Source organism: Cellulosimicrobium composti (assembly GCF_010287905.1).
In the GTDB taxonomy this organism is placed as follows: domain Bacteria; phylum Actinomycetota; class Actinomycetes; order Actinomycetales; family Cellulomonadaceae; genus Cellulosimicrobium; species Cellulosimicrobium composti.
In genome coordinates this window covers 40967-63408 of sequence record NZ_JAAFAN010000003.1, presented here as the reverse complement: position 1 = coordinate 63408, position 22442 = coordinate 40967, and the positions used below count along the sequence as shown (strand labels likewise).

The following is a 22442-nucleotide window of genomic DNA, read 5'->3' as shown; positions in this document are numbered from 1 at the left end:
ACTGATCGGACGCTGATCCGCCACGCGGAGGATGGCGACGCGCCGGCCGGGCACACCCGGGCGACGCGCCGCCGGGCGCGCCCGGCACGCCTGAGAACCGCCCGAGAGAGGACTTCCCCATGCACATCCCCGGCTTCGAGACCCGCACCGTCGAGGTGGCCCCCGGCGTCGCGCTGCACGCCGAGACCGCGGGCGCCGGCACGCCCGTGGTCCTGCTCCACGGGTTCCCCCAGACCCGCCACATGTGGCGGCACGTCGCGACCGACCTCGCGCGGGACCACCGTGTCGTCGTGCCGGACCTGCGCGGCTACGGCGACAGCGGCAAGCCGGCCGCGACCACGCCCGACGTGTACGCCAAGCGCACGATGGGCGCCGACGTCGTCGCGCTCGCCGACGCCCTGGGGATCGACCGGTTCGTGCTCGTCGGCCACGACCGCGGCGCGCTCGTCGCGTTCCGCGCCGCGCTCGACCACCCGGACCGCGTGAGCCACCTCGGCGTCCTGGACGTCGTCCCCACGCTCGACACGTGGGGCGTGCTGCACGGCGTGGACGCGGCCGTGGCGTTCCACCTCTATCTCATGGCGCAGCCCCCGGGCCTGCCGGAGACGATGATCCGGGCGAGCGCCGACGCGTTCTTCGGGCACTTCCTCGACGCGTGGACCCAGGACCCGGCCGCGATCCCCGCCGACGTCCGCGCGCACTACCTCGCAGCGAGCCGCGGCGCGGTCGACTCGATCGCGGCCGACTACCGGGCGACCGCGACGGTCGACGTCGAGCACGACCAGGCGTCGCTCGACGCCGGCGACCGGCTCGCGATGCCCGTCACCGTGGTGCAGCAGGACTGGGGCGCGCAGCTCGGGTACGACGCCGCGGGCGTCTGGCGCCGCTGGGCCCCCGACCTGGAGCACCTCACCACGACGGCCGGGCACTTCATGGCCGAGGAGGCGCCCGACGACGTCGCCGCGGTCGTCCGGGCGCTCGCCGCCCGCTGAGCGCACGACGGCGAGCACCGGGCCGTGGGCGGGCGCGCCGTCAGCGCGGGCGGCGCTCCGGGGCCCACGCGCGGGAGGTCACGGCGAGCGCGTTCCACGCGTTGATAGAGACCAGCACGGCGAGCACCGCGGCCGTGCCCTGCTCGCCGAGCGCGTCCAGCGCGGCGCGCGCGACGTCGTCCGGCACGTGCGTCTCCGACAGGCGCGTGACGGACTCGGTGAGGTCGAGCGCCGCACGCTCGCGGGCCGTGAAGAAGCCCGACTCGCGCCACACGGCGACGGCCTGGAGGAGCTGCTCGTCCGCGCCCGCGCGGCGCGCCGTGCGCGTGTGCAGGTCGACGCAGTACGCGCAGCCGTTGAGCTGCGACGCGCGCAGGCGGACGAGGTCGGCGAGGACGGGGGAGATCCCCGCGCGCTCCGCCTCCGCGGCGGCGGCCTTGTCGACCGCCACGACGGCGGCGTAGAGGTCGGGCGTTTGCGCCTCGACGTCGAAGCGGGCGGGGACGGCGACGGGCGCGTCGGCGGCGGTCGCGGTGGCGTGGGCGGTGTCGGTCGTGGTCGTCATGCCTCGACGCTACGAGCGAGCGGCCCAGGGCTACAGTGCAATCGCATGGGAGAAACCCAGGCCAATCCGTCGCACGCGGGCGCCCTCGACCTGCACGTCGCGCTCTCGCCCACGCGGCCCGCGCGCTCGCTCCAGGACGCGCTGCGCGACGCCGTGCTCGACGGCCGCCTCGCCCCCGGCACGCGCCTGCCCGCGGGGCGAGCGCTCGCCGCGGACCTCGGTGTCGCGCGCGGGACCGTCGCCGACGCGTACGCGCAGCTCGCCGCCGAGGGCTGGCTCGAGTCGCGCGTCGGCGCCGGGACCTGGGTCGCGCACCGCGTCGTCGGGCCGACGGCGGCCCCCGCCCCGGCCGCGCCCCGCCGCCTCCCGCTGGACCTGCGCGCGGGCATCCCCGACCCGACCGGGTTCCCGCGCGGGCCGTGGCTCGCCGCCGCGCGCCGCGCGCTCGCGGACGCACCGGACGCGGGACTCGGCTACCTCGACCCGCGGGGTGTCCTCCCCCTGCGGGCGGCGCTCGCCGCGTACCTCGGGCGGGCCCGCGGGGTGCGCACCGACGCGGACCGGACCGTCGTGACGCACGGGTTCGCCGACCTGCTCGCGCTCGTCGCCCGGGCCCTCGCCGCGCGCGGTGCGCGGCGCGTCGCCGTCGAGCAGTACGGGCACGGGGCCCACCGGGCCGTCCTGCGGGCCGCGGGCCTCGACGTCGTGGCGCTGCCCGTCGACGACGGCGGGGCGGACGTCGCCGCGCTCGACGTCGCGCGCGTCGACGCCGTGCTGCTCACACCCGCCCACCAGTTCCCCACCGGGGTGCCCCTGTCCCCCGCGCGCCGCGGCGCGCTCGTCGCCTGGGCGGCACGCACGGGCGCGACCGTCGTCGAGGACGACTACGACGGCGAGCTGCGGTACGACCGCCGGGCCGTCGGTGCGCTCCAGGCGCTCGCGCCCGACCACGTCGTCTACGCGGGGACGGCGAGCAAGGCGCTCGCGCCCGGCGTCGGGCTCGCGTGGGGCGCGGTGCCGGCCGGACTGCTCGACGACGTGGTCGCGCAGCGGCGCGTGCTCGGCGGGTCGCCGGACGGCGTCGGCCAGCTCACCCTCGCCCGGTTCCTCGCCGACCACGAGTACGACCGCGCGGTGCGCCGGGCGCGCGCCCGGTACCGCACGCGCCGCGAGCGCCTCGCCGCCGTCGTCGCCGAGCACCTGCCCGGGTGCCGCCTGCGCGGCCTGCCGGCGGGGCTCCAGGCGGTGCTGGAGCTCCCGGCCGGTGCCGACGAGGACGCGGTGGTCGCCCGGGCGGCGCGCGACGGGCTCGACCTGCTGCCGCTCGGCGCCTACGCGGTCGACGCCTCCATGGCCGACCCGTCGCCGCGGGGTTCCGGACGCAGCACGGGCCGGACCGCACGGGACGCGCGCGCCCCGGCCGTCGTCGTCGGGTACGGCGCGCCGCGCGACCACCAGGTCGAGCGGGCCTTCGACGCGCTCGTGCGCGCGGTCCGGCCGGTCGCGGCGCGGGCGCGCGGCACCTGACCGACGCCGGTCCGCGGAGGTCCGGGCCTACCGCAGGAGCGAGACGACGCGGCGGATGCGGTCGGCGTGCGGGCGCGTCCCCTCGTCGACGACGCGCAGCGCGAGCTCGCGGAGCCGGACGTTGCGGTCGTTGGACACGCGGCGCAGCAGCGCGAACGCCTGCTCGGTGCCCACGCCGAGCGACGCGCCCACGATCCCCTTGGCCTGCTCGATCGGGCCGCGGCTGCGGGCCGCCGCCGCGATGTCCTGCCGGGCCTGGTGCTCGGCCTGCTCCCGCAGGGGCCGCGTCACGTCCACGAAGTAGCCGTGGAGCTCGACGACCCGGCCCGTGCCGGGTTCCACCCGGCCCTGGCCGACGATCACGAGCACCCGCTCACGGCCACGCGCGTCCATGATCCGGTGCATGCTCGAGAACGGCTCGCCGTCGCGGCGCGCCTTCCCCAGCAGGTCGCTCACCCGGTCCCGCTCCTCCGGGTGCTTGTGCGCGAGCACGAGCGACGTCGTCGGAACGACCTCCCCGGGCTCGAACCCGTGCATCTCGTACGTCTCCGGGGACCACCACCAGGTGTCGGTGGCGAGGTCCACGCGGAACTGCCCGAGGGTCGTGGTGTCGCCCAGGGACAGGGGGTCCAGCGTCACGCGGTCGTCGAGGGACATGGTCGTCTCCGTCATCGTTCAGCGGGTCGTGTGCCAGGTCCTGATGTGGCTCAGGGGAGCCTAGTCCGGCCCCCACGTCCTGCAACCGGACGCGAGGACGACGGCCCCGGCACGCCGGGCGACGGGAGCGCCGTGCGTCGTACCGTGGACGGACCGTCCTCGTCGTCGGCCCGACGACGCCCCCCGACCGCGAGGGAGCCCCCGTGCGCGCGACCGTCATCCACGCCCCGTACGACGTGCGCGTCGAGCAGCGCGACGACCCGCGCCTCCTCGCCCCGACGGACGCGATCGTGCGCGTCGAGCTCGCGTGCGTGTGCGGGTCGGACCTGTGGACGTACCGCGGCCTCAACCCGATCGAGCGACCCGTCGCGATGGGCCACGAGTACGTCGGCACCGTCGAGGAGGTCGGCGCCGACGTCCGGACCGTGCGGCCCGGGCAGCTCGTCGTCGGCTCGTTCTTCGCGTCGGACAACACGTGCCCGATCTGCCGCGCCGGGTATCAGACGTCGTGCGTGCACCGCGAGCCCGTGCGCGGCGCCCAGGCCGAGCTCCTGCGCGTGCCGCTCGCCGACGGCACGCTCGTCGCGACGCCCGAGCGCCCCGACGCCGACCTGCTGCCCGGTCTGCTCACCGCGTCCGACGTGCTCGGGACCGGGTGGTTCGGGGCGCGTGCGGCCGAGGCCGGGCCGGGCAAGGCGGTCGTCGTCGTGGGCGACGGCGCCGTCGGGCTGCTCGCCGTGCTCGCGGCCGCGCAGCTCGGCGCCGGGCAGGTGATCGCGATGAGCCGGCACGCGCCGCGCCAGGAGCTCGCGCGCGCCTTCGGTGCGACGGCGGTCGTCGCGGAGCGCGGCGAGGAGGGCGTCGAGCGCGTCCGCGAGCTCACCGACGGGCTCGGCGCGCACAGCGTCGTCGAGGCCGTCGGCACGCAGGACTCGATGACGCAGGCCCTCGGCGCGGTCCGGCCGGGCGGGCACGTCGGCGTCGTCGGGCTGCCGCACGGCGTCGACCTGCCCGCGGTCGACATGTTCTACCGCCACGTCCACTGGAGCGGCGGCCCAGCGCCCGTGCGCCAGTACCTGCCGGAGCTCGTCGACCTCGTGCTCGAGCGCCGCATCGACCCGGCGCGCGTGTTCGACCTCGAGCTCTCGCTGGACGACGCCGCGGAGGGCTACGCCGCGATGGACGAGCGCCGCGCGATCAAGTCCTTGCTGCGCCCCTGACGGCGCCCGAGGGCACGCGCCGTCTCCCTACGGGGCCGAGCCCGGCTTCTACGACGACGCCCGCGTGCGCGCACCCGCCCGGCGCGGCACGATCGCTGGCGTGGGACGTCGCGCGCGCATCACCCGCGCCGGGGCCGTGCTGAGCCTCGCGGTCGCGCTCGCCTCGGCGGCGGGCTGCACCGTCGCGAGCCACCAGGAGCCAGGGCAGGCGACCGCCGCCGTCGCCGACGCGGTGGCCCGGGCCGGGTCCGCGGTCGCGACGACGCGGCTCACGGTGAGCCTGCTCGACGCCGACCGGGTGACGACGCCCGTCGCGGACGCCGCCGTGCTCGACCAGGTGCGCGTGCTCGAGGAATCCACGACGGCCTTGACCACCCTCGTCCCGCCCGACGACGTCTCCTCGGCGCAGCGCGACGCGGGCCTCGCGGCCGTCGCCGACGCGACGGCCGAGGTCGTCACGGCACGCGCCTGGGTCGCGCGCGAGGCCGGCGGCGACCTGTCCGCGTCCGGTGCCGTGCCGCTCACGGCGTCCGAGCTCGAGGCCGACCTCGCGCGCGCGGCCGACGACCTCGACGCCGTGCTCGCCCTGGCGGGTGGCGCGTGAAGAAGCTCCTCGGCGTCGCGCTCGGCATCCTCACCGCGATCGGCGGGTTCGTCGACATCGGCGACCTCGTGACCAACGCCGTCGTCGGGTCACGGTTCGGGCTGTCGCTCGTGTGGGTCGTGGTCGTCGGCGTGGTCGGCATCTGCCTCTTCGCGTCGATGTCCGGGCGCGTGGCGGCCGTCAGCGGGCGCGCGACGTTCGAGATCATCCGCGAGCGCCTCGGCCCGCGGGCTGCGGGCGCGAACCTCGCGGCGTCGTTCGCGATCAACCTCCTCACGCTCACGGCCGAGGTCGGCGGCATCGCGCTCGCGCTGCACCTCGCGAGCAGCGTCGAGCCGCGGCTGTGGATCCCCGTCGCGGCGCTCGCCGTCTGGCTCGTGCTGTGGCGCGTGAAGTTCGAGGTCATGGAGAACGTCGCCGGGCTGCTCGGGCTCCTCCTCGTCGGGTTCGGCGTCGCGCTCTTCCTCCTGGGGCCGGACTGGGGCGAGCTCGTGCGCCAGGCCGTGCCCCCGTCACCGCCGGCCACCGAGCACGTCGCCACGTACTGGTACTACGCGGTCGCGCTGTTCGGCGCGGCGATGACGCCGTACGAGGTGTTCTTCTTCTCCTCCGGCGCCGTCGAGGAGGGCTGGACCGCGAAGGACCTCGCGCAGAACCGCGTCAACGTGCTCGTCGGGTTCCCGCTCGGCGGGCTCCTGTCGGTGGCGATCGCGGCGTGCGCGGCCGTCGTGCTCCTGCCCGCCGGGATCGAGGTGTCGTCGCTCTCGCAGATCGTGCTGCCGGTGGCGCAGGCCGGCGGGACGCTGCTGCTCGCGGTCGTGATCGTCGGGATCGTCGCCGCGACGTTCGGCGCGGCGCTCGAGACCGCGCTGTCCAGCGGGTACACGCTCGCGCAGTACCTCGGCTGGTCGTGGGGCAAGTTCCGCCGCCCGGCGCGGGCCGCGCGGTTCCACCTGACGATGGTCGTCGCGCTCCTGCTCGCCGTCGGGATCCTCATGACGAGCGTCGACCCGGTGACGGTCACCGAGATGTCGGTCGTGTTCTCCGCCGTCGCGCTGCCCCTCACGTACGTGCCGATCCTCCTCGTGGCCAACGACCCGGAGTACATGGGCGAGCACGTCAACGGGCGCGTGACCAACGCGCTGGGCATGGTGTACCTCGTGATCGTCGTCGTGGCAGCGGTCGTGGCGATCCCCCTGATGATCGCGACGGGAGCGGGCTCGTGAGCCGGGAGTCGTCGTCGGGCGCGGGCGTCCGCGTGGTCGACGCACGCCTGCACCTGCTCAGCCGCCAGGTGCTCGACGTGGACGGCGAGCCCGTGACCACCGTCGACGACCTCGAGCTCGTCGCCGCCGACGCGCGGGACGACGACGCGCCGCGCGACGCCGCCCCCGGCGAGCCGGCCGAGCTCGGCGCGATCCTCACCGGACCCGTGCTCGTCACCCGCCTCCTCGGCGGGCGCCCTCCCGCGTCGCGCTGGGAGCGTGTCCCGTGGCGCGACGTCGGGCACGTGGGCACGGCGCTCGAGCTCACCGTCCGGGCCGACTCCCTCGACGTGCACTGGCCCGAGGGCTGGTTGCGCGAGCACGTCGTCGGACGCATCCCGGGTGGTCGGCACGACCCGGAGGAGGCCTCGTGATCCTCGGCGACCTGCTCGACGCGCGGGTCCGCGGGCCCGGGGGCGAGCACCTCGGGACGCTCGTCGACGTGCGGCTCGCGCTCGAGACCCTGCGCGGCGACGACCCGTCCCCCGACGACCCGGACCGCGAGGCCCGCGCGCTCAGCGCGCAGGTCCGCCGACGCGACCGCGTCGGGCGCGCGCGCGTCGTGGGGATCCTCGTGAGCCCGCGCTCCGGCGCGCCGCTCCTCGGGTACGAGCGCACGGGCGTCACCGCGCCGTGGCCCGTGCCCCAGCTCGTGCGCCGGCGGCACCGCGGCACGTTCCTCGTGCCGTGGGAGGACGTCGCCGCCGTCGGGCCGGGCGAGGTGCGGCTCGCGGCGGGCTACCGCCAGGAGGACGCCGCGCTCCCCTGACCCGAGCCGCGCGTGCCCGCGCGTTGCGAGCGGGGCGCGGGCACCTGACGCTGGTCGGGACGGTGAGGCAGCCGCCGTCTGCCGTCCCGGACACCGTCCGGCGCAGCGGGAGGTCCCATGAAGGCCCTGTTCGTGAGCTGCACGCTCAAGAAGTCACCGGAACCGTCCAACACCGAGGCGCTCGGGCGCGTGGTCGCCGAGGAGCTCCAGGGACGCGGTGTCGAGGTCGAGCACGTCCGGCTCGTCGACCTCGACGTCCCGCCCGGCGTCGTCACCGACCTCGGCGAGGGCGACGCGTGGCCGCGCGTGCACGAGCGGCTCCTGGACGCGCGCATCCTCGTGGTGCTGACGCCGACGTGGCTCGGGCGGCCGTCGTCCGTCGCGCAGCGCATGCTCGAGCGCATGGACGCGATGATCTCCGAGGAAGGGGCCGACGGCGTCCCGGTCGCGTACAGCCGGGTCGCCGGGGTGGTCGTGACGGGCAACGAGGACGGCGCGCACCACGTCATCTCGGAGATCAGCGGTGCGCTCGCCGACATCGGGTACACGATCCCGGGTCAGGCGTGGACGTACTGGAACCAGGGTCCGGGCCCCGGGCCCGACTACGTGCAGACCGGCCACGGCCACGAGTGGGCGCGCGAGACCGGGCGGCTCATGGCGCACAACCTGCACGCCGTGGCGTCCGCGCTCGAGGCGCGGCCCGTGCCCGCCCCGGGCTCGTGACAGGCGAGGCCCCGACCGGCGGTCACGCACCGCCCAGCGCGATCCCCGCGACCGCGGCCGCGAGGCACAGGACGAGCATCCCGAGCGCGTGCACGAGCGCGACCGCGCCGCGCCCCGCGAGGAGCAGGCGCGCGGCCTCGACGCTCGCGGTGGAGAACGTCGAGTAGCCGCCGAGGAACCCGACCCCGAGCACGGCCACGACGTCGCCGCTGCCGTGGTGCGTCACGCCCCACCCCGTCAGCAGGCCGAGCAGGAAGCACGCGGTGCCGTTGACGACGACGGTGCCGAGCGGCGTCGACGAGCGGTTGTGCCGCGCGACGAGCGTGTCGAGGAGGAACCGCGCCGCCGCGCCCAGACCGCCCGCGACGGCGACGAGGGCCAGGTCCGTGGGCGTCACCGGGCCCCACCGCCCCGGGTCGCGCGCCGCCGGACCGCCGCGGCGAGGGCGATCCCGCCGAGCGCGGCGAGGACGCCGAGCACGACGCTCCCCAGCCCGTACGCGGCGCCGAGCGCGACGTGCCCGCCGTCCGCGAGGCGCTCGACCTCGACGACGAACGTCGAGTACGTGGTGAACCCGCCCAGCACGCCCGTGCCGCAGCCGAGGCGCACCGCGCGCCGCCGTCCCGTGTCCGGGCCGGAGCGCAGGAGCGTCTCGAGGAGCGCGCCGAGCACGAACGACCCGGCGAGGTTGATCCAGAACGTCGTCCACGGCCACGCCCCGGGCGCGGGCGCGAACGCGTGCTCGAGCAGCGCGCGCGCCGTCGTGCCGACCGCTCCCCCCGCCGCGACGAGGCCCGCGAGCGCGAGCAGCGGCGTCGGGCGTGTCACGTCTCCCACGGCGCGCGGATCTCCTCCCAGTCCACGACGGTGAGCGGGACCGTGAGCACGGGACGGTGCTGGTGGTGCGCGAGGTGCAGCGCGACGGAGCCCTCGACGAGCTCGCGGGCCAGCGCGAGCGTCCCGGGCGACCGCGTGCCGACGACGATCACGGCGGCGTCGACGGCGCGCGCGAGGTGGGTCAGCGCGCGGTCGGGACGGCCGGCGAGGTAGCGCAGGTCCCACGGGACGCCCGAGCCGCGCACGTGCTCCTCGACCTCGGCGCGCAGGCGTGCCTCGACGTCCTGCCACGCGTCGTCGGCGTGGTCCGGGTCGAGGGGCGCGTGCGTCACGGACCCGTCCGCGTGCTCGGCGACCACGTGCCGCGACGTGTCGGCGTAGGCGGCGACGAGCCGGCCGTCCGCGGCCGCCGCCCAGGCCGCGGCCGTGCGCACCACGAGGGGGTGGCCGCCCGGGACGACGCCGACCACGACGGCGTGCCCGGCGAACGGGACCATCCGGTCGAGCGCCGGCTGCGGCACCGGGCCCGCGTGCGGGCGTGCTCTCATGGGTCCTCCTCCACGCGCGGGGCCCCGCCGGACCAGGCTACCGAGCGGGTCCGGCGGGCGCTCAGCCGGCCTTCGTCTTCGCGAGCGGCTTCTCACCGAAGCTCTGCGCGACCTCGTGGTCGGTCACGACGAGCCCGACGGCCTGCGCGACCGGCAGCAGCTGCTCGCGCTCGATCCCGTCGTCGATCCCGAGCCGCAGGAGCAGCACGACGCTCCCGGTCGACAGCAGCACGCCCGGCCCCTCGCCCGCGTCGAGCACGGCGTACGACGCCTCGAACCCCGGCTGCGGGACCGCGGCGGCGAGCGTCGGGTGCGCCGGGCCGCTCGTGTCCGCGGCCGGGTCGCCGTCCGCGGCGGCGTCGTACGCCGCGGCGACCCGGTCCGCCTCCTCGACCGACCCGACCTCGACGACGACGGCGTCGAGCGCGACCGTGGCCCCGTCGTGGGACACGACGCGCGCCTCGAAGCCGCCCTGGCACACGTCCGCGAACGACTCGACCGCGGGGATCGCGGGCAGGTCGTCGCACGCGAAGTCGCGCCGCGCCGTGAGCGCGATGCGGTCACCGTTGACGCGGTAGTCGTTGTCCGAGAAGAACTCCCAGGACATCGGCGCGAGGTCCGGCCCGGACGCGGGGTCCATCTCCGCCCCGGCGCGGTACTGCGCGTCGAGCCAGGGCTCGTCGTCGTCCTCGGCGTCCGCGCCGCCGGTGTCCGACGGCGCCGGGTCGGGATCGACCGGGTCGGCGGGCGCCGCCGGGGTGGCGGGGTCGGGCTCCGCGGTGACGGTCACGTCCACCGGCGGGGCGTCGTCGCGCAGCCCCAGCCAGACGCCGAGCCCGCCCGCGACGACGACGAACGCGCCGACGCCCACGAGGGTCGGGACGAGCCACGGGCGCGGGCCGCGACCGGTCGGGGGCGCGTACGGGGAGAACGCGTACGGGTCCGCAGGCGGGGCGAGCGCGCCCGGCACGACCGTCGCGTCGACGGGCGCGTCGTGCACGGGACCGGCGCCCGCGTGCCCGGGCGTCGCCCCGGCGGGCGGCCACGTCGCCCCGGTGTGCGCGGGCGGGAGCGTCGCGTGGGGGTCGCCGCCGTCGTCGCCCCACGCCGTGCCGCCGCGCAGCGGCCCGTACGGGTCCGTCCCGTAGGGCGCCTGCACGTGCGGCGTGCCGTACGCGGGCGGGTACGGCGCCGGGGCGGGCGACGGCGGTGCCGGCGGTCCGGGCGGCGCACCGGCCCCCGGTGCGGTCCCCGGGTCCCCGTACCGTCGCGGCGGCCGCATCACGGTCTGGTCGTCGACCGGCTCGTACGGCTGGGTGGGGTGGGACATCGGGGAGGGTCCTCTCGTCGCGGCGCCCGTGCAGGGTAGCGCCCGTGACCGGGCACGACGCAGCGCGGGGCGGGCCGTCCGGCAACGACCCGCCCCGCGCTGCGCGCCCCGGCCGGAGCCGGGGCGACGGCCGGCTACCCGGCCGCGTCGTAGCCGACGGTCCTCGACGACGTGACGTCCTCGCCGTCGACCGTCTTCGTCACCGTCACCGTCACCTCGCCCGCCTCGACCGACGTGCTGCGGGTCGCGAACGACTGGTAGGCGCTGGCCCCCGGCGCGACGTCGGCGAACGACTTGTCGCCGAACGGCGTGGTGACCGTGACGTCCACGGGCACGTCCTCGTCGTTGACGACGCGGACCGCGACGTAGACCTTCCCGGCCAGGGTGCGCGGCTGCGCCTCGGCCGAGAACGCGACCTCGGGCTCCTCGCCGCCGCACTCGAACCGGGCGTCACCCCACACGCCGTGGGCGCCGTTGATCGAGCCGGGCGCGTCGACGATCAGGTCGACGTAGTGCGCGCCCGTGACGTCGAGGTCGACGGTCTCCGTCGGGAACCCGGCCTGGAACGTCGTGCCCTGGTAGCGGTTCACGTCGTCCAGGTTCACCTTGAAGATCACGGAGCCGTTGAAGCCGTCCTCGAGGCCCGTGTCCGCGGTGAACCGCGTGCACTGGCCGCCCAGGTAGTACGTGATCCTCGACGCGGCGTGCACGCCCAGTCCCTTCGCGTACGTCTTCCTCAGCTCGGGCGTCGTGTTGATGACGAGCGGCACGTCGGGCGAGGACGCGGAGTCCTTGTTCGCCACGTCGATGCCGATGACGCCCCACCCGTTCGTCGCCGACGTCCACTCGAGGTCGGACGCCCACACGTCGCCCGTCGGCGCGTCGGGCAGCCCGAGCGTCACGGGACGCACGTCGAACAGCTTGGCCGTCGTCCCGGTCGGGAACGTCACGGACCGCAGCTCCTTGGTGGGATTGAGCGGCGCGACGTTCGCGTAGACCTGGTAGGTGTACGCCGCGTACTCGTAGCCGTCCGGGTTGTTCGCGTTGTTGCGGCCCTTGCTCGCGACGGCGACCGCCGCGTCCTTGAGCGGGCCGGACGCCTGGATGAGCCAGTTCGGGAAGTAGAACGTCTGCTTCGACGTCGTCCCGTCCGCGTACGTGATCGTCACCTCCGGCGTGACGCCCGACGCCGTCGCGGACGAGCCGAGGAACGCGAGGTGCGTGCCCTTTCCGCTCAGGGCGACGGTCTGGCCGTTGAGCGCCATCGAGTTCGGCACGCCGGGCTCGGAGTCCGGCCACACGAACTCGATCGTGTCCTCGCCGCGCCGGACGGTGAGGGGCTGGCCCCACGTGGCCCCGGCGGCCGCGAGCGCGTCCTCCGAGAACGAGGCGCCCCCGCCGTCGAAGTTGCCCGCGTCCTTCGTCGCGACCGACGTGATCGAGACGTGGTTGAACGCGGCGGCGAGGCTGCCGTACGCGACGTCGATCTGGTTGGTGCCCGCGACCGTGCGCTCGCCCCCGGCGGCGTCGCGGTACGTGGCGGTGCCGCCGACGCTCTGCGCGCCGGCCGACGAGCCGCTGCCCGGCGAGACGACGAACGTCGCGCTGAGCGAGCCGCCCGGCTCGACCGAGGCCGCGGAGGTGCCCTCCGCGCTCACGACCGTCCAGCCCTCGGGCACGACGGGCGTGATCGTGACGTCGTCCTTCGCCCGGGTGCCCGTGTTGTGGAACGTCACGCGGGCCGTGGTCTCCTCGCCCTGGAACACCTGGTCGTCGACCACGACGGACACGTGCGCGCGCTGCGCGTCCGAGTCCTCGCCGCCGACGGCGCTCGTGCCGGTGAGCGTGATCGTCGCCGTCGCATCGGACCCGACGGCGGCGACCTTCACGCGCACGACGCCGCCGCGCGCGTCGGCGTCGTAGAACCAGCCGGTCTCGGCGGCGTCGAGCGCCGCGGCGTCCGCGACCTCGTCGAGCGGCGCGCCGTCGACGCTCACCGCGTCGGGCGCCGAGCCCGTGTGGACGTCGAGCGCGTACGGGCGGGCGTCCGCCTTGCCGGCGTACTCGCCCTCGCGCTCGCCGATCGTCACGACGACGTCGCCGCCGTCCTGCTCCGGCGCCGTCACCGTGAAGGTTTGCCGCGACGCGGCGCCCTCGGCGTACGCACGCGTGACCTCGTCGTCCTCGTAGAGCTCGAAGCTGCTCTCGCCCTGCGGGTACACGTCGAGGGTGATCGGCGAGTCCTCGGGCACGAGGGACGCGTTGCGCGCGACCTCGCCCTGCGGCACGACCGCCCCGGCGCGCACGAACAGCGGGAGCGTGTCGAGCGGCGCGGCGTACCCGTCGACGACGCGGCCGCCGTCGTACAGGGCGCCCGTCCAGTAGTCGACCCACTGGCCCTCGGGCAGGTAGATCCCGTTGCGCACGTCCGTGTCGGTGAAGACCGGCGCGACGAGGAAGTCCTCGCCCAGCAGGAACTCGCTGTTGGCCTCGGCCCCGTACGCGAACGGGTCGTCCGGGTACTCGAGCGCGAGCGAGCGCATCATCGGGGTGCCGGACGCGTGCGACTCGGCCGCGAGCGTGTAGATGTACGGCATGAGCCGCTGCCGCAGCTGGAGGTACGTGCGGTTGATCTCGGTGGCCTCGTCGCCGTAGAGCCACGGGCGCTTGTCGACCGACGCCCAGCCGCTCATCGAGTACAGCGCGGGCGCGAACGCCTTCCACTGCAGGTCGCGCACGTACGACTCGGCGGACCCGCCGAAGATGCCGTCGACGTCGCCCGTCGTGAACGCCTGGCCCGAGTTGCCCGAGCTGAGCAGCGCCGGGACCTGCCAGCGCACCGCGTCGAGGTTGCCCGAGTGGTCGCCGGTCCACTGCATGCCGCAGCGCTGCGAGCCGGCCCAGCCCTCGACCATGAGCGCGGTGCCGCGCGCGTCGGAGTTCGCCTCGATGCCGTCGTGCGCGGCCTCGCAGCCCGTGAGCGCCAGGCGGTAGCCGGAGCCGACCCACGCGACGTCGAGCTTGCGCAGGCGGATGCCCGCCTCGCCCACCTCGTACGCCTGGTTGGTCAGCGAGCGCTCCGTCCACAGACCCGTCTTGAGGCCCGTCTCCTCCTCGATCTGGGCGGCGGTCTCCGGGAGCTCGACGTACTCGCAGCCGTACCCGTCGTTGACGAGCATCCAGCCGCCCGGCATGTCGTGCTCGACGAAGTCGCGCGCCACCTCGAGCGCGTCCGGCGTGCGGAGCTTGCCGGGCACGTTCCACGAGCCGGGGTTGCGCGACTTGTACGACTCGGACGAGCGGTTGTAGCAATCCGCGTCGCCGTACTCGAGCGCGTAGACCGGCGGCATGTGCGGGCGGCCCGTGAGCAGCGTGTACCCGTCGAGCGACTCCTTGTAGTCGCCCACGAAGTAGTAGGCGTCGAACCGCCGCTCCTCGTGCGTCGTCGTCGCGTCCTGCGTGAACGCGTACGTGCCGCGCGCGAACGTGTTGCGCAGCACGCCGTAGCCCGCGCTCGTCATGTAGTACGGCACCGCGTTGGGGTAGCCGTCGTCGTCCCAGTCGTACGAGCGCGCGATGTTGATCGTCGCGCCCGTGTGGATCGAGCGGCCGTTCTGCATGCCGCCGCCGAGGAACTGCTCGCCCTCGCGCGGGGTCAGGTGCTGGGTCGCGCTGTTCGTCCCGAACGTGATCGGCGCCGACTCCTCCCACACGACCGAGCCGTCGGCCCGCGTGAGGGTCATGCGGCTCGTCGCGCGGTCGACCGTGAGCGTCACGGCGCCCGTCGAGAGCGTGACGACGTCGCCGTCCTCGACCGTCGGCGTCGCGCCGGGGAACTCGTCCGTGCCGACGACGATGTCCGCCGTCCGGGCCGGGTCGCCCTCCGGCGTGTTCGCCGGGTCGGTGAAGGAGCCGCTCGGGTCCGCCTCGACGCGCAGCGTCGTGTCGTCGAGGAAGGTCACGCGCGCGGCGCCGTTCTCGGCGCGCAGCGTGACGACGTTCCCGTCCTGCTCGACGGCCGTGATCGCGCCGATCGGGGTGCCGTTCGCCGCGACCGGGACCTCGGGCGTGACGGGCTTCGGCGTGATCGGCGTCGGGCCGTCGGCGGTCGTGGCGGCCTCGGTGGTGCTCGGCGCCGGTGCGGCGCCCGCGGGGACTGCGACGAGCCCCGTGGCGACGAGCGCGGCGGCGGCGAGCGCGGCCGCCGCGGCCCTGGGGTTGCGCCGGCGAGCGGCGCTCGCCGGGTGTCGCTGACGTAGTGGCTTCATGGAGCTCCCTCGCCCGGGCCGCTCGCGTGCAGTGCGTTGGACGCTGAGCAACCGTTGGTCAGTGTTCGTGCGGTACTGCATGAATCTGCGTGATTCCACGTCGAATCACGCACCAAGCATCACGTATCACCTGCCATCGCGCAAGACCCTTTCTCTGGACAACACATCTGATCTCTGCAAGATTCGACGCGATACGCGCCTCGTTCGGTCGTAAAACGTCAACGGGTGCGGTCGCGCGGTGCCGTCGCCGCGCAGCCCCGGGCCCCGCGCCCACTCATCGATAGCAACGGAGTCATCGTGAGCCTCTCTCCCCCGCCACCCGCCCGGCCACGCGGCCGGCGCCGCACCGCCGCGGTCGCGCTCGTCGCCACCGGCGCCGTCGCGCTCGCGGGCGTGCCCGCCGCGACCGCGTCCCCGTCCGGACCGCTGCCCGCCGAGCCCGCCGCCGGAGCGGCCGCCTCCGAGCTCGCGCCCGTCGCCGAGCCCGCGGCGTACCCCGGCACGGCGCCCGGCACCGCGAGCGTCGAGCTCTCCGGCGACGCGGTCACGCTGTCCAACGCCGTCCTGTCCGCCACGTGGTCGTTCGCGGGCGGCACGCCCGCCCTCACCGCGCTGCACCACGCCGAGACCGGGACCGACGTCGCCCTTGGCGCGGCCGGGTTCGTCACCCTCACGCTCGCGGACGGCACGACGATCACCGGCGACGACCTCACCGCCGTCGGCACGCCCGTGCGCACCGACCTCGCGCCCGAGCCGGACGCGGTGCGCTGGTCCGAGCGCGAGGCGGGCGCCGCGGTGAGCGCGACGTACCGCTTCGACGACGGCACGCGCGCGTTCGACCTCGTGTGGACGGTCTCCCTGCGCGACGGCGCCAGCTCCGTCCAGCAGGCGTTCGAGCTGACGAACGTGACCGGCACGTTCGACGTCACCGCGCTGCGGCTCGTCGACGTGTCCCTGCCCGGCGCGCGCGTCGACGGCCGCGACGACGGCAGCCCCGTCGTCGTCGGCGACCAGGGTGCCGAGCGCTTCTTCCTCGGCGTCGAGACGCCGCTGTCGAAGCCCGCGGTCTCCGGCGACGCCGTCCAGGTCGACGTCCCGCGCGCGGGCGACCTGACCACCGGGGACACGCTCGGCTACACCGCGAGCGTCGGCGTCGTGCCCGACGGCCAGCTCCGCCGCGGCTTCCAGTACTACGTCGAGCGCGAGCGCGTGCACGACCGCCGCACGTTCCTGCACTACCAGAGCTGGCTCGACCTCAAGCCGCCGTCGGAGGTCATCGACTCCGCCGAGCTCAACGAGGCGATCGCGCTGTTCGGCGACGAGCTCACCGGGCGCGGCGCGAGGATCGACAGCTTCTGGATCGACGACGGCTGGGACTACGTGCGCGACCCCGCGGTCGCGGACGAGAGCGACCTGCACGTGTGGGACTTCGACCCGACCGAGTTCCCCGACGGGTTCGCGCCGCAGAAGGCCCTCGCGGAGCAGTACGACGCGTCGCTGTCCGTGTGGATGTCGCCGTTCGGCGGGTACGGCCAGAGCGCGTGGTCGCGCCAGCAGCTCAACGCGAGCAAGCCCGAGGCCGAGCGCCTCGAGACGCACGGCGGCGCGTTCGCGCTGGGCGGCGAGCGCTACTACGAGCGCTTCCGGTCGGTCGCGTTCGACATGGCCGACAACCAGGGCGTGCGCGGCTTCAAGTTCGACGGGATCGGCGGCGGGCTGTACCAGACGGGCCCCAACGAGACCTACCTCGGCGACTACGAGGCGATGCTTCAGCTCATGACGGACCTGCGCGAGCACCAGCCCGAGGTGTGGATCAACGCGACGGTCGGCACGTGGGGCTCGCCGTACTGGCTGTGGTTCACCGACTCGATCTGGCGCGACGGGCACGACGCCGGGCAGGCGGGCGCGGGCAGCGTGCGCGAGCGCTACGTGAGCTACCGCGACTCGCAGACCTACCGCAACACGGTCGTGGAGAACCCGCTGTTCCCCGTGCCGTCCCTCATGAACCACGGGTTCACGTTCAGCGAGCGCACCCCGCAGTTCACGGCGGACTACGACCTGTCCGACCCGGCGGTGCGCGCCGAGGTGGGCCGCGACATGCGCGCCTACTTCGCGCTCGGTCTCGGGCTGCAGGAGCTCTACGTGCGCAACACGCAGGTCCGCCCGGACCAGCCCGGCGCCGAGTGGTTCTGGGACGAGCTCGCGGCCAACGCGCGCTGGGCGCGCGACAACGAGAACCTGCTCTCCGACGTCCACTGGGTCGGCGGCGACCCCGCGGTCGGCGAGGTCTACGGCACCGCGGCGTGGGCGGCGGCCGACGACGAGGCCGGCACGACCGACCAGGCGATGCTCATGCTGCGCAACCCCACGCCGTACCCGCAGTCGTTCCGGGTCGAGGTGGGCGACGCGCTCGAGCTGCCCGCGGGCGCGGAGCAGACGTACGCGTTCACGGACCGCGACGGCAACCGCGACGGGTTCGTGGCGCGCGCCGGGACGGACTACTGGATCGAGCTCGAGCCGTTCGAGGTCACGGTGTTCGAGGGCGTCCCGAGCGACGCCGAGCCCACGCCGAGCGAGCCGGGCGCCGTCCCGCTCGACAAGTCCGCGTGGACCGCGACCGCGGACAGCGCCGAGACGACGTACGAGAACGGCGCCGCGGCGAACGCGATCGACGGCAACGCCGGCACGATCTGGCACACGTCGTACGCGACGGGGATCGACCCGCTGCCGCACACGCTGACGATCGACCTGGGCAGCGAGCAGCGCGTCGGCGTGCTGCGCCACGTGTCCCGTCAGGACGGCGGCGTCAACGGGCGCATCTCGACGTACGAGGTGCGCACGAGCCTCGACGGCGAGAGCTGGACGACGGTCGCGAGCGGCACGTTCAACGGCACGTCCGAGCCGGACCTCGTCGACCTCGAGCCGACGACGGCACGGTTCGTCCAGCTGCGCGCCACGGGGTCCGTCAACGGCGCCGGGTACACGAGCGTCGCCGAGATCGACCTCTTCGGGGCACCCGAGGAGACTCAGGCCCCGGTCACGGTGACGGCGCAGACGCGCTGCCTCGCGGGCACCGCGTACGTCGCGGTGCGCGCCGTGAACGACGACGACGCCCCGCTCGCGGTGCGCCTCGTCACGCCGTTCGGCACGCACGAGGCGGCGGAGGTCGCCCCGGGCGCGTCCGCGTACCAGTCGTTCAGCACGCGCTCCGCGCACGTGGACGCGGGCGAGGTCACGGTCGAGGCGGGCGGCGGCACGGTCGTCGCGCCGTACGACGCGCGCACCTGCTGACGCGGGTGCGGCGGCCCGGGAGCCCGGGCCGCCGCACCGTGGTCCACCCGCCGGTCGGACGGCCTGACGGCCCGGCGGTGGAGCTCTCAGGCGGCGCGGAGCACGCCCAGGAGACGCACGACCTCGGCGCGCATCGCGTCGCGCCCGGCGCCGAGGTACTTGCGCGGGTCGACGACCGTCGGGTTCTCGTCGAGGTACGCGCGCAGCGCGGTCGTCAACGTGTTGTTGAGGTGCGTCGAGACGTTGATCTTCGTCATCCCGGTCTCGACGGCGCGCGTGAGGTCGGCGTCGGGGACGCCCGACGAGCCGTGCAGCACGAGCGGCACGGGCACGGCGGCACGCAGCTCCGCGATGCGCGCGAAGTCGAGCGACGCGGTGCGGTCCGTCATCGCGTGCGAGGAGCCGACGGCCACGGCGAGCGCGTCCACGCCCGTCGCGTCGACGAACTCGACCGCCTCGGCCGGGTCGGTGCGCACGCCGGGCGCGTGCACGCCGTCCTTGCCGCCGACCTTGCCGAGCTCGGCCTCGACGAACACGCCGACGGCGCGCGCCTGCGCGACGACCTCCGCCGTCGCGGCGACGTTGTCCTCGTAGTCGAGCGCGGAGCCGTCGTACATGACGGACGTGAACCCGAGCTCGATCGCCTCGGTGACGAGGTCGCGGTCCTCCGCGTGGTCGAGGTGCACGACGACCGGCACCTCGGCCGCGCGCGCGATCGCGAGCGACGCGGCGGCGACGGGCTCGAGCCCGCCGTGCCAGCGGGCGGCGTTCTGGCTGATCTGCAGCACGACGCCGGCGCCGACCTCGGTGGCCGCCGCGACGAACGCCTCGGCGTGCTCGATCTGGATGACGTTGAACGCCCCGACGCCGCGCCCCTCGGCGCGGGCGGGGTCGAGCAGGTGGTCGGTGGTGACGAGGGGCATCAGGACTCCGGTTCGGTGACGACGTGGGTGAGCAGGCGGTCGACGTCGGCGCGGTCGACCGCGCCCGCGACGGGCTGCAGGACGGCCGCGGCGGAGGTCGCCGCGGCGAGCGCGAGACGGTGCGCCCAGGGCTGGTCGGGGTCGACGGCGAGCGCCGCCATCGCGGCGTCGCCCGCCCCGGTGGGGTTGCCCGCGACGGGCGCGGCGAGGCGCGCGCGGCCCACGACCGCGGGCATCACGGGCCCGTCCGGGCCGGCCTCGTACGCGGTGAGGCCGCGCTCCCCGTCGGTGACGACGACGGCGCGCGCCCCGCGGCGCAGGAGCTCCCCGGCGGCGCGCGCGGGGTCGTCGACCCCGGTCGCCTCGACGAGCTCGGACCGGTTGGGCTTGACGAGGTCGGCGCCCGCCTCGGCGGCCCACACGAGACCGGGCCCCGAGACGTCGACGTGGACGCGCGCGCCCGCGGCGCGCAGCGCGCCGACGAGCCCGACGACCCGCTCGCGCGTCGTCCCGGGCGGCAGCGAGCCGGAGACCGTGGCGACCACGGCGGCGGGCGCCGTGCCGACCTGCGCGACGCACGCGGCGACGAGCGCCGCCCACTCCGCGTCGTCGAGCGCGGGGCCGGGCTCGTTGAGCACCGTGGGGTGCCCGCCGTCCTCCGCGCCCGCCTCGGCGGGGACCACGGCGACAGACTGGCGCACGGCGCCCGCGACCGGCACGACGGCGGCCGGTTGCCCGTCGGCGTCGAGGTCGTCCGCGAAGGGCCCCGCGAGCGGCCCGCCCAGGGGGCACACGGCGACGCTCGCGGACCCGAGGGCGCGCACGACGCGCGCGACGTTGACGCCCTTGCCGCCCGCGCGCGCGACGACGGAGCGCACGCGCAGCGACTCCCCGGGCAGCAGCCGGTCGACGCGGTACGTGACGTCCCAGGCCGGGTTGGGCGTGAGCGCGACGACGCGCGTCACGGCGCGACGCCGTCCGCCGTGACGAGCCCGCCCAGCGGCGCCGAGCCCGGCGCCGGGCGGACCGCGTGCCGGTGCGGCACGTCGAGGCCCGCGGCGCGCGCGGCGTCCCAGCCGAGCAGGGCGGCCCCGTGCATGCCCGCGGCCGAGCCGAGCTCCGCCGGGACGAGGCGCGGTACGGGGTGCACCGTGAGGTAGGAGCGGACCGCCTCGTCGAGCGGGCGCAGCAGGGCGTCGCCCGCGCGCACGAGCCCGCCCCCGACGACGACCGTCGGCAGCGCGAGGAGGCGCGTCATCTCCGCGACGAGCTCGCCGAGCCGGTCGACGCCGCGGTCCCAGACGCCGCGGGCGACGTCGTCGCCCGCCTGCGCCCGCGCGAGCACCTCGCGCGCGCCGGGGACGTCCGCGACGGGCGCCCCGGTGAGGCGCCGGTACGTGCGGGCCATGCCCGCCGCGGACGCGAACGTCTCGGCGCAGCCGCGCCCGCCGCACGGGCAGGGCTCGCCGTCGCGCGCCCCGCCGTGCCCGACCTCGCCCGCCCAGCCGTGCGCCGGGTACGGCTCGCCGCGCAGCACGACCGCCGCCGCGATGCCCGTGCCCACCGCGAGGAACGCGTGGTCGTGCGCCCCGCGCGCGGCGCCGAGGCGCCACTCCGCGAGGCCGCCGGCGCGCACGTCGTGACCGAAGCCGACCGGCAGGCCGGTCGCCTCCGCGACGAGCGCTCGCACGGGCAGGTCGACCCAGTCGAGGTTCTCGGCGCTCAGGACGACGCCGGCCTCCTCGTCCACGGTGCCGGGCACCGCGAGCCCGACGGCCGCGACGGTCCGCCCGGCGGGGACGCGCCCGCGGACGTCCGCGACCGCGGCGAGCACCGCGGCGAACGATGCCTGCGGGCCCTGGGCGGCGCGCGTCGGCGTGACCTGCTCCAGGAGCACGCCGTCCGCGTCGACGAGCGCGGCCTTGATGTCGGTGCCCCCGACGTCGAGCGCGACGACGACGGGGCCCTGGCCCGCGAGGGTCCGGGCCCCGTCGCCGTGGTGGGTCTCGCCGCTCACGACGCCGTCGTGTCGAGGATGATCGAGCGCGTGAGGTGACGCGGCGCGTCGGGGTCCAGGCCCTTGCTCTCCGCGTTCGCGACCGCGAGCCGCTGGAGGCGCACGAGCGTCACCTGCGGGTCCTCGTCGAACCGGACCGCGAGGGCGCCCGTCCGCTCGACGTCGTCCACCAGGCCCGGCACCTCCTCGCCCAGGAGGTACACGACGCTCGTCTCGTCGGAGATGCTGATCGGCCCGTGCCGGTAGTCCATCGCGGGGTACGACTCGGCCCACGCGAGCGACGCCTCGCGCATCTTCAGCGCGGCCTCGTTCGCGAGGCCCACGGAGAAGCCGCGCCCGAGGAACGTGAACTGCGTGCGCGCGAGGTGCTCGGCCGGCACCTCCCACGTCACGGCCTCCTCGGCCGCGGTCGCGAGGGCGGCCACGTCGTCGCCGAGCGACGCGCGCAGCAGGCTGAGGGCCGCGGTCGCGAACCGCGTCTGGACGACGGAGCGCTCGTCCGCGAACTCCATGACGACGACGTCGTCCGCCGCCGTCGCGCCCGGGGACTCGGGGTCGCCCACGATCGCGAGCGTGCGCTGCTCGCCCTGCAGGGCGTCGAGGAGCTGGAGGATCTCGGTCGTCGTGCCGGACCGCGTGATCGCCACGACGCGGTCGTAGCGGCGACCGGTCGGGTACTCGCTCCCGGCGAACGCGTCGGTCTCGCCCAGCCCGAGCGCCTCGCGCCGGGCCGCGTACGCCTGCGCCACGAACCACGAGGTCCCGCACCCCACGACGGCGACGCGCTCACCTGCCTGCGGGAGGATCTCCGTGCTCCGGGCCGCGAGCTCCGCGGCGCGGCGCCACACCTCGGGCTGGCTGGCGATCTCTGCGCTCACGTGGGTCGTTCTCATGGTGCTGAGTACC

General features: G+C 75.8%; 20 protein-coding genes. 9 read left to right on the top strand and 11 right to left on the bottom strand.

The annotated features are described in order from the left end of the window. Positions 1–119: 119 nt before the first annotated feature. Positions 120–992, top strand: a complete 873-nt coding sequence (locus GYH36_RS01405) for an alpha/beta hydrolase (RefSeq protein ID WP_162288896.1) — start codon at positions 120–122, stop codon at positions 990–992. 40 nt (positions 993–1032) lie between these two features. On the opposite strand, the gene GYH36_RS01400 is transcribed toward GYH36_RS01405, so the two are convergent. Further along, complete coding sequence (locus GYH36_RS01400) at positions 1033–1557, bottom strand: carboxymuconolactone decarboxylase family protein (protein ID WP_024840927.1); 525 nt, start codon at positions 1555–1557, stop codon at positions 1033–1035. A 45-nt stretch (positions 1558–1602) separates the two neighbouring features. Here GYH36_RS01400 and pdxR point away from each other — a divergent pair, with 45 nt between their 5' ends. Further along, positions 1603–3084, top strand: a complete 1482-nt coding sequence (pdxR, locus tag GYH36_RS01395) for a MocR-like pyridoxine biosynthesis transcription factor PdxR (RefSeq protein WP_162288895.1) — start codon at positions 1603–1605, stop codon at positions 3082–3084. A gap of 27 nt (positions 3085–3111) precedes the next feature. Here the strand turns inward: pdxR and GYH36_RS01390 are convergent, their stop codons facing one another. Further along, entirely contained in the window at positions 3112–3756 is a 645-nt protein-coding gene (locus GYH36_RS01390; RefSeq protein ID WP_162288894.1) for a PAS and ANTAR domain-containing protein, read from the bottom strand. A 188-nt stretch (positions 3757–3944) separates the two neighbouring features. Between GYH36_RS01390 and GYH36_RS01385 the strand changes: the two genes are divergently transcribed. The 6 genes from GYH36_RS01385 (at position 3945) to GYH36_RS01360 (ending at position 8322) form a co-directional block, all read left to right on the top strand. After that, entirely contained in the window at positions 3945–4961 is a 1017-nt protein-coding gene (locus GYH36_RS01385; RefSeq protein WP_162288893.1) for a zinc-binding dehydrogenase, read from the top strand. A gap of 100 nt (positions 4962–5061) precedes the next feature. After that, on the top strand, positions 5062–5565 hold the full coding sequence (locus tag GYH36_RS01380; RefSeq protein WP_162288892.1) for a hypothetical protein: 504 nt from the start codon (positions 5062–5064) through the stop codon (positions 5563–5565). Further along, positions 5562–6791, top strand: a complete 1230-nt coding sequence (locus GYH36_RS01375) for an NRAMP family divalent metal transporter (RefSeq protein ID WP_162288891.1) — start codon at positions 5562–5564, stop codon at positions 6789–6791. The genes GYH36_RS01380 and GYH36_RS01375 overlap by 4 nt, the downstream gene beginning before the upstream one ends. Further along, positions 6788–7204, top strand: a complete 417-nt coding sequence (locus GYH36_RS01370; RefSeq protein WP_024840921.1) for a hypothetical protein — start codon at positions 6788–6790, stop codon at positions 7202–7204. The genes GYH36_RS01375 and GYH36_RS01370 overlap by 4 nt, the downstream gene beginning before the upstream one ends. Next, positions 7201–7599: a PRC-barrel domain containing protein gene (locus GYH36_RS01365; RefSeq protein ID WP_162288890.1), complete on the top strand. Its 399-nt coding sequence runs from the start codon at positions 7201–7203 to the stop codon at positions 7597–7599. Before GYH36_RS01370 ends, GYH36_RS01365 begins: the two co-directional genes overlap by 4 nt. A 117-nt stretch (positions 7600–7716) precedes the next feature. Further along, positions 7717–8322, top strand: coding sequence for a flavodoxin family protein (locus GYH36_RS01360; RefSeq protein ID WP_115941495.1), 606 nt, complete (start codon positions 7717–7719; stop codon positions 8320–8322). Between the two features lie 22 nt (positions 8323–8344). Here GYH36_RS01360 and GYH36_RS01355 read toward each other — a convergent pair whose 3' ends face one another. The 5 genes from GYH36_RS01355 to GYH36_RS01335 form a co-directional block, all read right to left on the bottom strand. Next, positions 8345–8719, bottom strand: coding sequence for a fluoride efflux transporter FluC (locus tag GYH36_RS01355; RefSeq protein WP_162288889.1), 375 nt, complete (start codon positions 8717–8719; stop codon positions 8345–8347). After that, positions 8716–9159, bottom strand: coding sequence for a CrcB family protein (locus GYH36_RS01350; protein ID WP_312028453.1), 444 nt, complete (start codon positions 9157–9159; stop codon positions 8716–8718). The genes GYH36_RS01355 and GYH36_RS01350 overlap by 4 nt, the downstream gene beginning before the upstream one ends. Then, positions 9147–9707 carry a universal stress protein gene (locus GYH36_RS01345; RefSeq protein ID WP_034604515.1) on the bottom strand — a complete coding sequence of 187 codons (561 nt, stop codon included), beginning with the start codon at positions 9705–9707 and terminating at the stop codon, positions 9147–9149. The genes GYH36_RS01350 and GYH36_RS01345 overlap by 13 nt, the downstream gene beginning before the upstream one ends. Positions 9708–9768: 61 nt before the next feature. Next, positions 9769–11037, bottom strand: a complete 1269-nt coding sequence (locus tag GYH36_RS01340) for a hypothetical protein (protein WP_162288888.1) — start codon at positions 11035–11037, stop codon at positions 9769–9771. 134 nt (positions 11038–11171) lie between these two features. Continuing rightward, the gene (locus GYH36_RS01335; RefSeq protein WP_162288887.1) at positions 11172–15305 is read right to left on the bottom strand and encodes an NPCBM/NEW2 domain-containing protein; all 4134 of its coding nucleotides are present in this window, start codon (positions 15303–15305) and stop codon (positions 11172–11174) included. A 297-nt stretch (positions 15306–15602) separates the two neighbouring features. Between GYH36_RS01335 and GYH36_RS20195 the strand changes: the two genes are divergently transcribed. Beyond that, positions 15603–18596, top strand: a complete 2994-nt coding sequence (locus GYH36_RS20195; RefSeq protein WP_162288886.1) for a discoidin domain-containing protein — start codon at positions 15603–15605, stop codon at positions 18594–18596. An 86-nt stretch (positions 18597–18682) separates the two neighbouring features. On the opposite strand, the gene GYH36_RS01325 is transcribed toward GYH36_RS20195, so the two are convergent. The 4 genes from GYH36_RS01325 to GYH36_RS01310 are packed head-to-tail and all read right to left on the bottom strand — an operon-like array spanning position 18683 to position 22429. Continuing rightward, entirely contained in the window at positions 18683–19519 is an 837-nt protein-coding gene (locus tag GYH36_RS01325) for a class II fructose-bisphosphate aldolase (protein ID WP_024840913.1), read from the bottom strand. After that, positions 19519–20484, bottom strand: a complete 966-nt coding sequence (locus GYH36_RS01320; protein ID WP_024840912.1) for a 1-phosphofructokinase family hexose kinase — start codon at positions 20482–20484, stop codon at positions 19519–19521. Before GYH36_RS01320 ends, GYH36_RS01325 begins: the two co-directional genes overlap by 1 nt. Then, the gene (locus GYH36_RS01315; RefSeq protein WP_162288885.1) at positions 20481–21536 is read right to left on the bottom strand and encodes an ROK family protein; all 1056 of its coding nucleotides are present in this window, start codon (positions 21534–21536) and stop codon (positions 20481–20483) included. Before GYH36_RS01315 ends, GYH36_RS01320 begins: the two co-directional genes overlap by 4 nt. Continuing rightward, positions 21533–22429: an SIS domain-containing protein gene (locus tag GYH36_RS01310; protein ID WP_024840910.1), complete on the bottom strand. Its 897-nt coding sequence runs from the start codon at positions 22427–22429 to the stop codon at positions 21533–21535. The genes GYH36_RS01315 and GYH36_RS01310 overlap by 4 nt, the downstream gene beginning before the upstream one ends. Between the last annotated feature and the right edge of the window lie 13 nt (positions 22430–22442).

Excerpts from the sequence above, each read along its gene's own strand:
- GYH36_RS01405 (WP_162288896.1), top strand. The coding sequence starts at position 120 with ATGCACATCCCCGGCTTCGAGACCCGCACCGTCGAGGTGGCCCCCGGC.
- GYH36_RS01400 (WP_024840927.1), bottom strand. The coding sequence starts at position 1,557 with ATGACGACCACGACCGACACCGCCCACGCCACCGCGACCGCCGCCGAC.
- pdxR (WP_162288895.1), top strand. The coding sequence starts at position 1,603 with ATGGGAGAAACCCAGGCCAATCCGTCGCACGCGGGCGCCCTCGACCTG.
- GYH36_RS01390 (WP_162288894.1), bottom strand. The coding sequence starts at position 3,756 with ATGACGGAGACGACCATGTCCCTCGACGACCGCGTGACGCTGGACCCC.
- GYH36_RS01360 (WP_115941495.1), top strand. The coding sequence starts at position 7,717 with ATGAAGGCCCTGTTCGTGAGCTGCACGCTCAAGAAGTCACCGGAACCG.
- GYH36_RS01345 (WP_034604515.1), bottom strand. The coding sequence starts at position 9,707 with ATGAGAGCACGCCCGCACGCGGGCCCGGTGCCGCAGCCGGCGCTCGAC.
- GYH36_RS01340 (WP_162288888.1), bottom strand. The coding sequence starts at position 11,037 with ATGTCCCACCCCACCCAGCCGTACGAGCCGGTCGACGACCAGACCGTG.
- GYH36_RS01335 (WP_162288887.1), bottom strand. The coding sequence starts at position 15,305 with ATGAAGCCACTACGTCAGCGACACCCGGCGAGCGCCGCTCGCCGGCGC.
- GYH36_RS01325 (WP_024840913.1), bottom strand. The coding sequence starts at position 19,519 with ATGCCCCTCGTCACCACCGACCACCTGCTCGACCCCGCCCGCGCCGAG.
- GYH36_RS01310 (WP_024840910.1), bottom strand. The coding sequence starts at position 22,429 with ATGAGAACGACCCACGTGAGCGCAGAGATCGCCAGCCAGCCCGAGGTG.